At 64.0% G+C, this 14,779-nt stretch carries 17 protein-coding genes; 5 read left to right on the top strand and 12 right to left on the bottom strand.

From position 1 onward, the window contains the following. Positions 1-287: 287 nt before the first annotated feature. From LPN03_RS07430 to LPN03_RS07410, 5 genes are all read left to right on the top strand, one after another. Positions 288-983, top strand: a complete 696-nt coding sequence (locus LPN03_RS07430) for a hypothetical protein (RefSeq protein ID WP_262453775.1) — start codon at positions 288-290, stop codon at positions 981-983. Continuing rightward, positions 983-1,582: a DUF2637 domain-containing protein gene (locus tag LPN03_RS07425; protein WP_262453774.1), complete on the top strand. Its 600-nt coding sequence runs from the start codon at positions 983-985 to the stop codon at positions 1,580-1,582. The genes LPN03_RS07430 and LPN03_RS07425 overlap by 1 nt, the downstream gene beginning before the upstream one ends. A gap of 91 nt (positions 1,583-1,673) precedes the next feature. Continuing rightward, on the top strand, positions 1,674-1,811 hold the full coding sequence (locus LPN03_RS07420) for a hypothetical protein (RefSeq protein ID WP_262453773.1): 138 nt from the start codon (positions 1,674-1,676) through the stop codon (positions 1,809-1,811). A gap of 31 nt (positions 1,812-1,842) precedes the next feature. Beyond that, entirely contained in the window at positions 1,843-2,403 is a 561-nt protein-coding gene (locus tag LPN03_RS07415; RefSeq protein ID WP_262453772.1) for a hypothetical protein, read from the top strand. Next, positions 2,400-3,269 (top strand): hypothetical protein, encoded by an 870-nt coding sequence (locus LPN03_RS07410; RefSeq protein ID WP_262453771.1) that lies wholly within the window; start codon positions 2,400-2,402, stop codon positions 3,267-3,269. Before LPN03_RS07415 ends, LPN03_RS07410 begins: the two co-directional genes overlap by 4 nt. 59 nt (positions 3,270-3,328) lie before the next feature. Here LPN03_RS07410 and LPN03_RS07405 read toward each other — a convergent pair whose 3' ends face one another. The 12 genes from LPN03_RS07405 to LPN03_RS07350 all read right to left on the bottom strand — a co-directional run bounded on the left by LPN03_RS07405 (position 3,329) and on the right by LPN03_RS07350 (position 14,773). After that, positions 3,329-4,135 carry a hypothetical protein gene (locus tag LPN03_RS07405; protein ID WP_262453770.1) on the bottom strand — a complete coding sequence of 269 codons (807 nt, stop codon included), beginning with the start codon at positions 4,133-4,135 and terminating at the stop codon, positions 3,329-3,331. A 63-nt stretch (positions 4,136-4,198) separates the two neighbouring features. Further along, positions 4,199-4,792, bottom strand: coding sequence for a hypothetical protein (locus LPN03_RS07400; protein WP_262453769.1), 594 nt, complete (start codon positions 4,790-4,792; stop codon positions 4,199-4,201). 165 nt (positions 4,793-4,957) lie between these two features. Beyond that, positions 4,958-5,338, bottom strand: coding sequence for a hypothetical protein (locus LPN03_RS07395; protein WP_262453768.1), 381 nt, complete (start codon positions 5,336-5,338; stop codon positions 4,958-4,960). 84 nt (positions 5,339-5,422) lie between these two features. After that, a complete protein-coding gene (locus LPN03_RS07390; RefSeq protein WP_262453767.1) occupies positions 5,423-6,937 on the bottom strand; it encodes a CCA tRNA nucleotidyltransferase in 1,515 nt (504 codons plus the stop codon). 161 nt (positions 6,938-7,098) lie between these two features. Continuing rightward, positions 7,099-8,103 carry a hypothetical protein gene (locus LPN03_RS07385; RefSeq protein WP_262453766.1) on the bottom strand — a complete coding sequence of 335 codons (1,005 nt, stop codon included), beginning with the start codon at positions 8,101-8,103 and terminating at the stop codon, positions 7,099-7,101. A 123-nt stretch (positions 8,104-8,226) separates the two neighbouring features. Further along, complete coding sequence (locus LPN03_RS07380; RefSeq protein WP_262453765.1) at positions 8,227-9,600, bottom strand: DUF7007 domain-containing protein; 1,374 nt, start codon at positions 9,598-9,600, stop codon at positions 8,227-8,229. A gap of 65 nt (positions 9,601-9,665) precedes the next feature. Beyond that, entirely contained in the window at positions 9,666-10,499 is an 834-nt protein-coding gene (locus LPN03_RS07375; protein WP_262453764.1) for a hypothetical protein, read from the bottom strand. A 45-nt stretch (positions 10,500-10,544) separates the two neighbouring features. Further along, positions 10,545-11,279, bottom strand: a complete 735-nt coding sequence (locus LPN03_RS07370; protein ID WP_262453763.1) for a hypothetical protein — start codon at positions 11,277-11,279, stop codon at positions 10,545-10,547. A gap of 45 nt (positions 11,280-11,324) precedes the next feature. Further along, the gene (locus LPN03_RS07365) at positions 11,325-12,251 is read right to left on the bottom strand and encodes a hypothetical protein (protein WP_262453762.1); all 927 of its coding nucleotides are present in this window, start codon (positions 12,249-12,251) and stop codon (positions 11,325-11,327) included. A gap of 24 nt (positions 12,252-12,275) precedes the next feature. Next, positions 12,276-13,127, bottom strand: a complete 852-nt coding sequence (locus LPN03_RS07360) for a hypothetical protein (RefSeq protein ID WP_262453761.1) — start codon at positions 13,125-13,127, stop codon at positions 12,276-12,278. Then, entirely contained in the window at positions 13,124-13,780 is a 657-nt protein-coding gene (locus tag LPN03_RS07355) for a hypothetical protein (protein ID WP_262453760.1), read from the bottom strand. Before LPN03_RS07355 ends, LPN03_RS07360 begins: the two co-directional genes overlap by 4 nt. Positions 13,781-13,810: 30 nt before the next feature. Continuing rightward, positions 13,811-14,773, bottom strand: coding sequence for a hypothetical protein (locus LPN03_RS07350; protein ID WP_262453759.1), 963 nt, complete (start codon positions 14,771-14,773; stop codon positions 13,811-13,813). Positions 14,774-14,779 lie beyond the last annotated feature (6 nt).

The raw sequence follows: 14,779 nt of genomic DNA, 5'->3' as shown, positions 1-14,779 counted from the left end.
TAGATATATAGGTCCAAAATCCCCTAGAATCCAACGAAGTCACCAGCCCACCTGGTGGTGGGACAGTGGTGGGCACGGTGGGAACCCCTGGTGGGCTCGTCCAGGTGCCCGGTCGCCGATCATCTACGCATGTTTTCGTGTGAGGAGGGGACATGCCAGCGAAGCCCACAGGAACCACATCAACCGCTCGTCGCAAGTCGACGGCATCTGCCACGTCCCGACGGAAGCCCTCTGACAAGCAACGTCCCCGTCGACGGGAACCATCTTCGACAACTCCTCGCAGGCGCGTGTCCCGGACACCGCGGCCGAAGGCCCTGGAAGCCTCCTACTCGGGGCGCATCTTCCGGTCCCGCCTGGAAGCACGCTGGGCCATCCTTCTGGACCTCCTGGAGATCAACTGGGACTACGAGCCAAGCCACTACCAGGTCGGGCCAGAGCTGTACTACCTCCCTGACTTCTACCTGCCCCAGCACCGGCTCTGGTTGGAGGTCAAGGGCGAGGCCTTCCTGGACGCCGGTTCCATGGCCAAGTGCCTGGCCGCTGTTGCAGGCCCAACGCCCATCCCACTGCGGGAAGCTCCGTATACGGCTTCCGACCGGCTGTTACTCGCAGGGTCGTTGCAGTCGGCCGACTCCGGCCGGCCCTTGCACACCCTCATCACGGACGCCGGGGAGCGACGGGCGCACCTGGGCTACGCCACCGTCGGTCCTGAAGGTGTGGTGCCACTCGGCCGGCCCTGGTCCACCATGGAAGCGTCCGGTGTCAAAATGTCGCGGCGCCCGGCTGCGGCGCTGAGAACCAAGCTGCTTTCTCCGCATCCGGTGGTCGGCTCAGTGCCGGCGGACGTTGCGGCTGCCTACCGGGCGGCCGCATCCGCACGGTTCGATGATTCCCGCGCAACCCTTGCAGCCTCCAACAATCCGGCCTTGTTGGCCAGGCTGGCACTGAGGCGGGCGGGACGCCCTCTGGGCAGGATCGATTAATGATGGGGTCCGCACACATGGCGGATATGACCAAAAACGCCAACCCCCTCGGCCGCCCGATTGTCTTGACCGGCTTCGCCGCAACCGTCGTCATCGCCGTAGGCGCTTTCATCCTCTCCTTCGCTTCGTTGACCGACTTGGCTGGACGGTCCGGGATCGACCGTTCACTGGCATGGATCTGGCCCATCATCGTTGACGGTCTCATTGTCGCAGCCACGGTGGCAATCGTTGCCCTGTCCGGGCACGACCGCAAGACACTCGCCTATCCCTGGACGCTGCTGTTTTTCGGTGCTGTCGTTTCCACCGCGGCCAATGCCGTCCATGCCATTCTGTCCGTCGATCAAATCCATGGCACCGTGCCGCCCATTGTTTCGGCTGTCGTTGCGTCCATGCCCCCGGTGGTTTTGCTGGCCATCACGCACCTGACCGTCGTTCTGGTCCAAAAGTCAGCCGGCAAGCCGGGGCGGAAGGTCACCGTCCCTCGGCGGGCCGTGAAGCCGGTACCTGCCACCAGGCTAGTCGTGGCACCGGCCCCCGGCCACGACCCGGTGGCGGCCCCGTCCCATGGTCTTGACCATCCGCAGCCCGTGGCTGTCTGACCCTTGCATGGTGCGGCCCGGATCGAAGTTCTGGTCCGGGCTGCACTTTTTCGCGGGAGCCGCACACATGGTGAATATGAGAGGAATCGAAGTGCAAGCTCCCGAACTCATCTGCATTGCCTGCAGCGGAGGACACCGGGACAAGAACGGCGCCTACACCGTCTGTGCGATTTGTGAACTCTCCGGGGCCACCATCCCCAGCGCCGAACACGACCTGCTCGCCGCCTAGCCACCCACCTCAAGCAGCAAAGGATCCCGCCATGCACATTCCTCCTCGCTTCCAGGCATATCTGGATACGGACACGGACCCGGTAGAGCGTGTGCGAAAAGGCAGAGGGCGCATCGGGGCGTACCGCTCCGCCAATCCGGAACTGCGGCGCTCCGTGCGCCTGGCCGGCCAGTCCGAACACGACAAAATCCGCCGGGCTACCAAGGCACTCAAGGTCACCATCCATGCCGGGTGCACGCTCGACGAGTTGCGGCACTCCGCCTACGAGGCCCACCGCGTGGATGTGGCCGCCCGGCTGGGACGCACTGTCACCGCATTCGAACGGATGCACCCCGACAACCTGGATCGCATCACCGTCAACCACATCCGCCACAACCACACCGAATACGACAGGTCTCTGATGCGCAACCGATTCAACACCGGGGACCTGCGCAGCGCCTACAACAAGGAGATCAAGTTGAAGTGCCTGGGCGAGATCTCCCGCCTGTTTCCCTCGTTGGCCAAGGAGTGCGAACGCCAGCGGCTGGTGGCCAGCAGCAACCTTGAAAAGGCGCTGGAGCGCTCTCGCAGCGTACAGCAGGCCGCCGCGTGATCCCCCGCCAGCCCCGGGGCATCCCCACCGGCGGCCAGTTCGCCGCAACCAGCCACGCCGAGGCGGGCCAGGGCGTGGCCCTTCGGCCTCCAATCCTGGCCACGGTCGCGGGCGACCACATCTGGGAGGCTCATACACGGGCCGAGGAGGTTGCGGCCGAACGCACAGGCCTCCGATCCGGGAGCACCTACTCATTCAGCCATGTCTCCCTCCAGGCGGTGCCCGGGAAACCCCTCGAAGGCGTCATAGTCCTCAGCAACCGCAAGACGGGCAAGCTGGTGCGCCTGGCCCACGACTACCACTCCAACGTCACGAGCCTCACCGACCGCACCGGAGACAACAGCACGGCCGACAGTGAATCAATCCAGGCCGCCGTGGCCGACATTGCTCCGGACTGGTTCGGTGACCCGGCCGGCCTGTTCACCCGCCTGCGGGAAACTGCCGTCAAAGAGCCTGGGTTGGAGCGTTGCACGCGCAACGCGCTCCTGAGCGTGCCCGGTCCGTGGACACTCCACCACGACGCCCAGGAGGCGGCGGCCGCCTCTGTGGGCCTGCGTGACGGTGAGAGCCACCGGTACAACTCGACTGCCCTGATGATCAACCCCCAGGACGAACCGGAGGCCTACATCAACCTGCAGGAAGATTCCGGCGTCCAAGGCCAACTCACCCACAACTACGCCACCGGGGAGAGCGCCTACCTGAGCAGGGTGCGCCGTACCCGCACCGCGGACCCCGACAAGGTCCACGCCGTCCTCTCCGACATCGGCGGCGGCACTGATGCCGGGGAGTTCTTTGGGAAGCTGCGCACCGCGTCCCTGGCCGAACCGAAGCTTCACTCCAAGCTGCGCAAGGCGCTGAACCAGTAGGCCAGGCAAAGAAAAACACCCCAAGTTGTTGGGGTGGCTTTCTGCTGCCTGCGATGGTGTCAGGCCTGGAAAGACCAGGAGAGTAGGGCTCGCTCTCTCTTCCGTCGCATGCGGTTCACATACTCCACGGCGCCCCTGCAGTCGGCGCCGAAGGGGACAGTCCTGTTGTGCGCCTCGACCGTCCACAAGACGCCATCCTCTGCCGTGTCCAGGGGCCAGGCCAGCATCCCCATCTCGGACATCGAGCGGGTCAGCTCGCTGAATTCCAGGGTGCGCGGGAAGTCCGGGTCCGTCTGGTTCCATTCGGCGAAGGTGAGCCCGCGGTGCCCCATGGCGGCGAAGCGGCGGTGGGCGGCCAGTTCTGCGGCGAACTGGACCAGCAGCCCGTCCAGGTCCTGATCGGTGGGCTCCTCCTGTGCCACAGGGGAGTCATCGCGCCACCACCGGTCCTTGCGGTGTTCCTCGGCGTCATTGCTGGCGGCGTAATGGGCGTCGATGGCGTCCGCGAAAAGCTCACGCTGGCTTGAGTCGAGGCGGAGCCACTCATAGCGGCCCAAGTACAGGTCCAGGGTGGACAAGAGCTCGTTGACGGCGGCAGGAGGCTCAGCCGACACCTTGTCCGAGCCGGAGCCCTGCTGGATGAGGACCGGCTGCCCCTGTCGGTGATATGGATCCAGGACAACGCACTTCCACCCCTCGGCAAGGGTGATGCCGGCGGATGACATTGCCCTGTGGACTGCCGCTTCGGCCTTCTGTCCGGCGTCGTGAAAGTCGGTCATGTCCAGCGCCTCCGTCGAATGCCACGACCCGTCGGGGGCAAAGAGGTCAAGCCGGACGCTGCCGGGGTTTTTCGAATAGTTGGTCATGGATTCCATGTGTGCGGACCGGATCGTCACGTTCCACGGACATAAAGGGCGCCATCCAGGATGTTAGGCGTCGAGGTTGAGCAGACCCATTGCCTCTCGGTACCCCTTCGTCGAGGGTGTGATCTCATTTCCCATGTCGGCAACCATCCGGTCGTCGCCGAACCCATCGTCGCGGCGGCGGAGCCAGTAGGCCCAGCTGCACCCGCCCCCGTGCTTGCTGCCGTAGCGAAGCCCCAAGGGCAGGGAGCCGTCGTCGAGAGTCGACGCCCTGACCCAGGAGGCGATGCGGGTTGTCACGTCGCGTGAGCCCCCGCGCAGGATCCCGGTGTCCAGGTGGTCTAACCCTGTTTCGGCGTGAAGGATGGGGCCCAGGGCATTTCGGATGGCCGCAATTGAGTCCGGGTGTTCGACGTCCACCCACCAGCCGGGGCCGGTTACTTGCAAACGGTAAATGCTGCGCTTGTTGGCCCACTCTGGTGGAAGGTGCCCGGTTCCGTAGAAGCCCTGGTCTTTCCAGTCCTTGGCGATGGCGTCCAAGAATTCGGCCAGCGACAGCCCGAGGGCATCGGCGTCCTTGTGCAGTGAGGACGAGGCACCGAGCGGAAGTGCGAATGCCGAGATCATCTCCAGGAAGGCGACAAGTGGCGTCTCTGCCACGTAGACCGTGGAGCCTACCGTATCGTAGCGATTCCATTGGGACCGGGGGCTGGCCGCCCGAGCCGGGGGATCGAGGGGCCCATATGCGTCGGAGGCAACGCGGTGGCCAATCATGGGTGCCGGAACGAGCCACAGTCCCGTCTTCTGGCATTGCCGCTCGGGCACCTACACGTCCTGCCGGTCATCGATCAGGGCTGCCACGGCGCCCATGACGTCGGCGGCCCGGTCTTCGCGGATCGCCGTCATCGGGGTGTCCTCTCCGAGGAAGGGGTTGGCTCCAATAAACCACATCCGCCCCACTGAGTCGCCCTCGGCGCCGGCAACGCTCAGCCATGCCCGGTAGGCAAGGATGAGCCGTCGCTGGAAGTCGTCGCTGGGGACCGGCCCGTCCAGCTTGGCCCAGCGGTGGGGGAGTTTTCGATCCTTGGACCCGGTGAGGGCGGCGACAATTGTCGCCCCAAGGCGCGAATTGAGCCTTTGGACGATTTCGCGCACATCCATCTGGGTGGTCGCATTGAACGCTTCGTTGATTGACATAGTTGCCATGACTCCACCTTACGCAGGATTTACACCAATATTACACCAGAGTGATTGACCTCACAAGACACTGGGTCACCTCCACAGCATGGGCTAGGCGCCGTGTGCGCCCGGATCCACTCCTTGCCGTATGTGGTGGCCGGACTGCTTGGTCTCCCAGCCTGTCCTGCCTGCGGCAATGGCTGCCGCGCCGTGTTCACGCACCCAGGCCAGTGCTCCACTCTCGTCGCTGAACGTTCCGTCATCCTGGGCGGCCAGCGAGCCTTGGATGAGGAAGTGCATGTCGCGGCTTGGCTTCATTCCCAGCGTCTTCAGGTGTTCTCCGCGCAGGATCGCCTTCGACGGGGAGCTGCCCCAGCCGATGGTTTCTGCGACGGCGACCCACCGGTGACCGAAAGGCTCCTTGTTGCCGGCCCCACGGCCGGTCACATCAGCGTCAACGACGCGCGCCCACTGGCGGATGTCCGGCCCCCGCCCGTTGTCCCCGGCCAGGCGGCGGATTAGCCGGCGCACCGCGGCGGGGGAGGGATCGCCCTTGGTGCCGGCATGGCACATATGCTCGGCGACGATGGGCAGCACCTTGTCCACTACTGTCCGGGGCGCCCCGATGGCATTCAGGAAGTCCCGCACCGGTTCCACACCCTCCTGGGCGTGTCCATGGCTGGTGATTGCTCCACTGGCCTCGTGGACAGTGTTCGTGGCTTTGCCCAGGTCGTGGAGCATCGCTGCCAAGACAACGACGGTGCGCTCGGCCGGCTCTAACCGGTCCCGGACGGCAATCGCCGCTGCGCTGTCGGCCGCCAGGCCCAGGTGGACTTCGACACTGCCTTCCGGGTGCCACTTGGGATCCTGGGGGACGGCGCGCACGGCAGCCAGAGTGGGGAAGTGCTCCTCCCAGCCGGTGGCGTGCAGTGTTTCCAGGGCTTTGGATACGTGGGGTGCCTGCAGGGCGATGCCGGAAAATTCGCCCCACAGCCGGCTCTTGGGCAACTCGGGGAAGGAGTCCTTGATGCTGCGGCACAGCTCGGCGGTTTCCGGGTCCAGATCGAACCCGAGCCGTCCGGCGAACCGGACAGCGCGCAGCACCCGCAGCGGGTCGTCAGCGAACGCAGGCGAGGTGTGGCGCAATACGCCAGCCTCCAGGTCTGCCATGCCGTTGTAGGGGTCGATGAGTTGCCCCGACGCCGGATCCCAACCCATCGAGTTGATGGTCAGGTCCCGGCGGGCGAAAGAGTCTTCAAAGCTCATTTCCGCGTCAGTCGTGACCTGGAAGCCGCGGTGGCCTGGCCCGGACTTGGATTCCCGCCGCGGCAGGGCGATGTCGAAGTCCTGGCCATTGATTTTGGTGTTGAGCACGTAGAAGGATTCCCCGTGGAGTCCAGCCTCCCCGGGCATGGCCTCCAGCAGGGCCTCCAGGGTGGTTCCGCGGACTTCAATGTCGATGTCCTTGAACTCCGCCCCCTGGCCGCTGGCGCGGGCCAGCAGCGCGTCGCGAACGCTCCCACCGACGATAAGGGCCCTGCCACCGACGGAGCTGATGGCGTCCAGGACCGCGTGCGCCTCATCGGTGAGGTCTATGAGGCCGGGGAGGGTATTCGGGTTGGGCAATATCGCTCCTTCGGGGTGCACTTGGGAGGTGAAGCGACCTCCGGTTCGGACACCACGCGGTACTCTGCTTTGTTTCATACTCACGATGTGTGCGGCAGCTGGCTCCGAGTCCGCGAGGCTCCTGGTCGCAGGACTTTAGGCGGCACTGCAGGTAAGCATGGCTAATGTGCGTTCAGCGCTGCGACCCGCTCCCGCGCTTTTCGCATGATGTCAGCCAGGTCTGCCACGAAAGTCTTGCCGTCGGTGCCCGTCGAGTTCGCTGCAACATGGTTGAGCAGCGCATCGGTCATGGACTGGTGAACGGTGACGCCGCTTATGGAAATGTCGGAATCACGCAGACCCAGGTCGTACTCTACGCCGTCAACCTTGAGCTCAGCGCATCGATGCTCGGCATCAACGACCCCGAACAGATCGCTGTGATTCTCGAAAGCGGATGCCTTCATCTCCTGGCACAGGATGGCGTGGGAATGCATGCCTGCGAAGTCTTCAGCAACACCTCGAGCGGCGTTGACATCGCCGAACTTGTCACCAATGCTGAAACCATCGACCCGGTCCATCCATCCAGTGCCGTCGTAGTCGTCATCTGCTGCGTGGGCCGAGAACCCGGAATACCGTTCGCCAAGGCGCAAGGTAATAGCCGCACCGCCGTGATCTATGACGTACTCGGCGATGCCACGGTCGACAGATGTCAGGGCGATGGCCCCGGGGATCTTCGACGCTTCGATCAGCCGGTTTGCCTGGAAGGCCGTGGCCATGTCGTCTTCGTCGAGGTGAACGACTACGTCGCGGGGCAGGGCGATGCGCCGCGAGCTGAAGTCAAGGCTGTCAAGAAGGTAGGCGTGATTGTTCAGCCCGGCATCCTTGAGCAGCCGACGCCGGCCCTCCGCATCCAGGGAGTCCCATTCGGCGACTCGTTCGGTGAGTGGGCTGGTCATGGGCAACAGCGAGTCGGGGACTCTCTGTTTTTCTGCTCGGCGCTGAAGATCGCCCAGTTCGTTCGCCGCTGCCGTCCTGAGTTTCTGGGCGATGAGCGCGTCGGCACCGTCTCGCAGGCGCCGGTTGACGGGCGCAGGCCGTCCCAGGGCCACAGGCGACGGGGTTTGGACCTTGTGGGTGAAGGTGCCGTCCCCGATGCGCGGGTGGAGGGCATTGAACGAGGTGGTCATGGTGCTCCTAGATATGAACGGGGTGGCTGGGGCGTCTCACCTTCATGTGTGCGGCTGCCCGGCCGTATGCCCACCGGGAAGCCAAAAGCCCGCCACCACCGAAGCAGTGACGGGCCAGGGCGCTTACCAGTCGGACAGGGCGCCGTAGCGTTTCGGGTCGGTGCGGATGGCCGTGGCCAGCTGGGGTCCGTACTCCTTCTTCGCAATTTCGAGTGCCTTGGCTACCCGCTCGTAGGCGTACTCGCCGTGGTGCGTCAGAGTGGGGATGACCCAGGCGATCTTCTCGTTGTAGAAGCCGTCCTTGTTGCGCCAGACGGGGTGAACGTCGGCGTTTCGGTTCTCGGTCAGCTTGAACGCTGCGAGCCCGCCCTTGGCCCATACGTAGTCGACGCCGGGCAGAGTGCGCTCGGAGCCGGCGGAGATGCCAAACGGCAGTCGGTCGCCTTCGTGAATTCCGGTATTGGTGCCGTAGTGGAAGGCGGCGGCGCGCTTGGCCCTGGCCACGGCCATGACCTCCTGCAGGTCTTGGCCGTGGTCCGATGACAACTGTCGTGAAACGCCGGGCTCGCGGTTGTCCCAGACTTCGTACTGGACGATGGCGCCCAAGTAGTCGTCGCGCACCTTGACGTCGATGCCTCCGACCGTGGATCGGTAATCGTGGTTCAGGTCGTTCATGTCGCTGGTCTTGGTCCAGCTGCCTCCGGCGGCATCGAAGGCGATCTCGCGCAGGCGGCCATCTGCTGGCACATCATCGGGGTTGTCCATGTCGACACCGATCAGGGCCTTGCGCAGCGCACCGTGGACGAATGGGGATGCGGCTGACATTTGGAGGATTTTGTCGAACCCCTGCTGGGCGCTGGTGCCTTCCGGGAAGAGGTCAGTGATGACCTCCTCGAGGGTCAGGTCGGGGTTGTCGCAGTCGGACAGCGATGCTTCGCCGGTCGTGTAGTCGTAGCCGAGGTAGCCGAAGCCGCCAAGCTCGTCCTGGTCGTCGCAGATGATAATGCGAGTGTGAATGTTTCCCTCGCCGTCCGCGTGAATTCCCGTGTCCCGGATTTCGAAGCGGTCGGGCATGGTGGCCGAGTAGACGGCGTTGTTGACGCCCTGGGTGAAGAGCATGTCCTGGACCATGTCGCCCATCTCTTTTGGCGAGGGGTACTCGTCGGAGGTGGTGCGGAAGGAGTTGGCTTCGTCGTAACGGTCCTCATAGAGGACGGCGAAACCCTCGTCGTTCTTCGGGTCGATGACCAGCTCGGTGTCGGAACGCGGGTGCTTGAAGACGATGGCGGCATCGCTGATGTCGGGGTTGTCGCCATCGTAGGGCTGCAGTGTTCCGCGCAATCCGGCGTGGTGCAGGACTTCGACAAAGTCCTGGTCCAGGGACTCGTCCGCGGCAAGTTCGCGCAGTTGCAGGTGCAAGTCAGGTTCGGATTTGATGGGGGTTGCGAACTCGCCGCCGTTGCCCGGCAGGCCGCGGTCTTGCTTGCGTGTAATCATCGGTGTGCTCATACCTATTCGTGTGCGGCCCACACCAAACATTGATCGATGCGGGCCGCGGACAGCTAGGAAGGATCCGCCATGGCCAGGAGTTCGGTGTTCTTGATGGCAGCATTGATGTCTGCCGGCGTCGCTGTCATGGGAAGTTCGGTGGCGAACCGGACAGAATTTTCATCCTCGTAGGCGACAAGGTAGGTATTGTCAGCCTTTTTGCCGATGACCACCTCACCCGCCAGCTCTTCGCGCCAGTAGCGCAGCGCTCCGTCTTCGACGTGGATGTCGCCGTTGTAGGGCTCGAAGTCGCCATCCAGGCCGCCCGCTGCGTAAAGCGAAAGCGGGAATGCCCGGACCTCCTCGGAAAACATCGAAAGGTCTACTTCGGCGTCCTCCAGGTATTGACAGTGGCGCTCCGGAGACAGTTCCTTGATGGCCTGTTTGGCCTCGTATTCCAGGTTGTCGTGGTCTTCGGGGTCGCCGGAATACTGGAAATCACCGATGTGCTCGTTGGTGTTCTCGTCGTAAAGCGAGTAGTTTTCACCGCCGCGGTGGTCGATCTCAACGCGATCGTCGCCGAAGTCGAAAACGCAGACGGTGTCCGAGTCCTCTTCGTCGTCGTCCCCGAATTCAACATCGGCGCAGTCCGGGCACAAGCCGTCGTATCCATCCCCGCATCCGTTGTATGCCTCTCCGCATTCCCGGCAGTGGGTCTCGGCATGGCAGTCCGGGCACAGGCCGGAGGATTGGCTCAGGTCATCCGTTGTCCCGCAGCTGGGGCACGCACCTTCCGGGGCTGCGTTCAAAGTGACGTCCGACGCCTCCCCATGGATCTGGGTGCCGAATTTACCGTCCGCCTGCCGGGCCTGATCTTGCGCGGACTGTGCCGTCTTAGAGATGCTCATGCCCGTCAGTGTGCGGCGCGCCAAGTCATTGCCTATGCCGTGGTGCTAGACGTAGTTGCCGGCCGCGTCATCCTCGAGTTCACCAGCATAGTAGCCGGCGCCGCCGTCCAAGGACGCATGGAAGTCGACCCCCTGGGCGTCGGCGTAGTGCCGGAGATCGGCCAGGATGTCCCGCAGGTAGGTTCCTGATTCGTTGCCCTGGTCATAGAGGGCAATAATTCGTTCGGCGCGGGCGACGGACCTGCTGGCGTAGGGTGTTGGACCGGCTTCGGGCTTTGCGGTTGCATGGGCAACGATGGCCTTGTGGACATCGGGGTTGGAAATCAGGGCACTGGTCAGCGTGTCGACGGCGAGGGTGGCATTTTCGTGGGCGTCCCGTCCATACGCGATGACGGCTTCTCGGTCCGCCTCGCTGAGCGCCTCGAAGTCAGGGTACTCCTCGGGGTCGAGCCGTGCACCGCAGGTGATGCCGCCAAAGTTCTCGGGGTCGCCCCAGAAAGGCACCAGGTCTTCGCCGACGGTGACATAGGTTTCCAGGGTGCCGGCGTCGGAGTAAACGATTCCAACCTCGGGAGCCGGCAGATTGCCCGGCCAGGGTGACATCTTGGAGGTTCCGGTGTTGTACAGGCGGCCCTGTCCGGCAAACGGGATGACTGTGACGTTCGGGCGCGTCAGTGAGGCTGATGCCGGCGGTTCCGAGTGCGCCAGGGCGCCGAATCGGCCACCGTTGCCTGCCTGTCCGAGGTCTTTTTTCCGAGTGATGGGATTCTGGGTTGTCATACCCATCATGTGTGCGGCTGGGACACGGAACTGGAGCCGTCCCAGCTATTCGCCCTTGACGGTGATCCCCGGCTTGTCACGCAGTCCCCAATACCCGTCGGCTCCGGAAAGGATGATGCCCGCGGCAAGATGTCCGCGCCGCTGCTCCTCGTTCGGCAGGTGTTGGAGCTTGTGGCGCCACATTTCTCTGGCGCGCTTGGATGCCCGCCACTTTCCCAGCATCCCCACGGCGTCCTCAATGTCTGTCGGATGTTCTTCGTGCATCAGCGCCTGTGCCCCCGATTCGAGGCCGTCCGCGAAATCGAGGAACTCCCGCTCCCCAGTCTCCGAACCCTGAGCAATCGCCCATTGATACCAGGAGGTCAGGGCGTTGCGTCGTTGCTTGTTGGACAACCCACGGGACAGCGGCCCGTCGGTCACGGTCAGTACTTTGAAGTCGTCCCAGGAGTCGTCCAGGAAGGTTGCACCGTGCAGTGCGACAACGTCCCGAATGCCTGAGTTTCGGGGCTGGTAGCCGTCCTCTGGCAACTGGATGGCACCCAGGTGTCGAGGGTCATCACCCGGGGATGCGTAGGTTCGGTCGGCAGGGTCCATGCGTCCTATGGCGCGTCGCGCTTCTGCTGCCCGGGCCTTGTCACTCTCTTCGGCCATCATGGCGACGCAGCCGACCACTTCCTCCATGAAGTCATGGGTAACCCCGGCGCCCGCATACTCGCTGTGGTCGTGCTCCCGGTCGTCAACGGCCGCCAGCCATCGATCCGCAACTGGTGTCCCACGGTGCTGGCGCAGGAATTCGACAGCCTTGTAATACCGGCCGTGCGTGCCGGCCGCGGCGTAAATGTCAGTGGCCGTGACTGGGGTGGCGCCCTTCAGCCTGATTTCCGGCTCTGGATGGGCGATGGCGCCAAACTGGCCACCGTTGCCTGTCTGTCCGAGGTCTTTTCTGCGGGAAGGGGCCTTGTGAGGAGTCATATTCATCATGTGTGCGGCTCGCGGCTACCTGCTGCGGGCGCCCCAGACATTGTCGTTCAGCTCGTCGGCCGTGAGCGTCATATCGTCTAGCCGGGCCGCTTCCATGAGGGTGGTGGCCCACCCCGCAGCAGAGGCCAGTTCTTTCTCATCGCAGGGTTCGCTGCCGCTGGCGAGGCGCAACCCGGCGTCAAGGTAAACGTCGTGGGCTCCTAGCTTTTCCTGACCTCGTCCTACCGGCGCACTGCTCTGGTAGCTGTCGATGGCGAGACGCAGGAAATGCCCGGCCAGCCGGGCTCGACGTTCCGCGCTGAGCGCCGGAATGTCACCGTTGGCTGTGCTGTCTCGACCCATGGCTGCTTCCCCTAGGTCCCGGAAGTCCTCAGGGGCGGCGTCGGCATTGGAGAGCGCACCAGCCACCTCGATCCATGCTCTGGACTGGCTATCACTGGACGGGTCAGCACACTGCTTCCCGGCGCAGGTGAGTGCTTGGTTGGCGGCGACGGCACGACGGAGCAACTGTGCAGGCACCTTGCCTGAGGCCGTTCCCCCGTCAATGGCATAGCTGTTCTTGAGGCCAGGCATGACCACATCCAAGTAGTGGTCCCAGTTCACTACCTTGCTGGCTTTGGCGTGGACCTGCCAGCCGTCATCGAGCTGGACGATCACTCGGTCGTTGGTGTCCCGCTCCTGAACAATCCGGCCGTATTGCCCGTTGACCCAGGCCCGCGCGCCCGTCGGGTAGGGGAGTGGGTCGGAAGGTCGCAGGGTAACGGGGGCTTCGGCCTGGACCTTGGTCCTGAATTTGCCGGCGAAGCCGCGCGGGTGGTCGCCTTCGATGAACGTTGAAGGACCTTTGCTGGACGGCATGCGGCTCATGGGCGAATACCTCGTCCCATGGCATCTGAAATGCGGGCCATGGCCTCCCTTTCGGAGTCCACCCATTTTTCCATGGCCAACGCCTTTCGCTGGGTTCCGTCGAATGCCTGCACCCGGCGGCCGTTGACGGAACGTGCGAGCTCGCCGTCGGCGGACACCTGGATTTCTGCCAGATAGTCGGGTGTTGAGCACCTGGCGGTGGCATTGAGGGTCACCCCACTGGGGCCCACGCTTTGGCCGGCGGCATGGGCTCGGTCGGTGAGGGCATACAGCACATCTCGACAGTCCAGGACGCTGGTGATCGGCCGGTTGGGGTCAGCGGCCCGGGCCCGGCGTTCATGGAGCTGGAGCAGCCGCCAAGAGTAGGATTCGGTGGCGTCTGCCTGGCCGCGTTCACTGTGGCCGTAGAGCCGGTCACAATCGGAGAGCACCTGTGCCACCGTTTCGCTTGACTGGGATTCGCGCCGCACGGCCTCCGCCGCATAACTGATGTCTTGGGGGTCGATCTCGGACCGAAGGTGCTCCAGGACCGATTCGATGCGCTGGCTGGCATCAGGGCGCAGGGCGACCGAGGGTTCGGATTGCACCTTGTTGGTGAATTTGCCGGCGGCACCGCGCGGGTGGTCGTTCTCTAAGAAGGCTGGTGTGCTCATGCCTGTCAGTGTGCGGCCGGTGGCCTCTCTCTACAGGTTTTCGTCGTATTCGCCGGAATCGGAGGTTTCCAGGATTGCCGCGACCCGGGAGAACTCGATGTAGGACCTCTGGCCGTCCGTGGACATGAACTCGAAGCTGGGGTTCAAGCCCTGCGAAAACACGTTGTGGATCTTGCCAAACACCGGCTTGGGGGCCGAGTAGCCAGCCCCGCGCATGTACACGGCCGCAATCCCATAGAGCAGTGGGCGTGGGGCGTCGGCGGCGCGCATGAAGCGGCGGGCCATGTCCAGGGTGCTGGGTCGCTCGGCAGCGTCCAGGGCGCGCATGAGCATTCCCAAATCCGAGTAGGTGGCAGTCGTCTTTCCGCACTGAACGGTGATTTCCGTGCCGGACTCGACAGTGTAGTTGGTGAAGTCCTCCCACATTTCTTCGGTGACCGTCACCTTTGTGCGTGCAGGCGCCTTGAACGCTTTGCGGACCGCGTCGGCGAACACCTTGTCCCCGGACAGGTCTGTAGTCGTCGTGGTGACGTGCTCGTTCTCCGGGTCGTCGACCTGGACCAGCTGCTTCCGCGCAAGGTGGTGGGTTTTCGGTTGCCGAGGCGGGATCCCATAGACGGTCGGTGTGGGGCGGGGATTGAGGGTGCCGTCAATGACGAAGGCGCACTGGCACTGCTTGCACCAGCTGTCAGGGCTGCTCTGGGCCGGTTCACCGGCATGTGTATGGCAGCGGCCGCCAACGTTTTCCTTCGCCAGCTTCTCCAGCTCTGCCACCGGGTCGCCGCCTTCCTTGATGACCTTTCGGATTTCGCGACAGCGGGTGCTCAGCTCCATCTCGTACCGGCCCTCCCAGATGGTCAGAATGGCGTTCAGCTGCCTGCGGGCGTCATCTGGTGCCTTGGCGGCAAGTTGGATTGTTGACTCAGATTGGGCCTTGGTCGAGAACTTGCCTGTGGTCGCGCGCGGGTGGTCGGCTTCGTTGAACATTGTCATGCCCTT

The sequence above is a fragment of the Arthrobacter sp. A2-55 genome (assembly GCF_025548615.1).
In the GTDB taxonomy this organism is placed as follows: Bacteria; Actinomycetota; Actinomycetes; order Actinomycetales; family Micrococcaceae; genus Specibacter; species Specibacter silviterrae.
The sequence above is the reverse complement of the archived record's forward strand: the minus strand, read 5'-3'. Positions and strand labels throughout refer to the sequence as shown.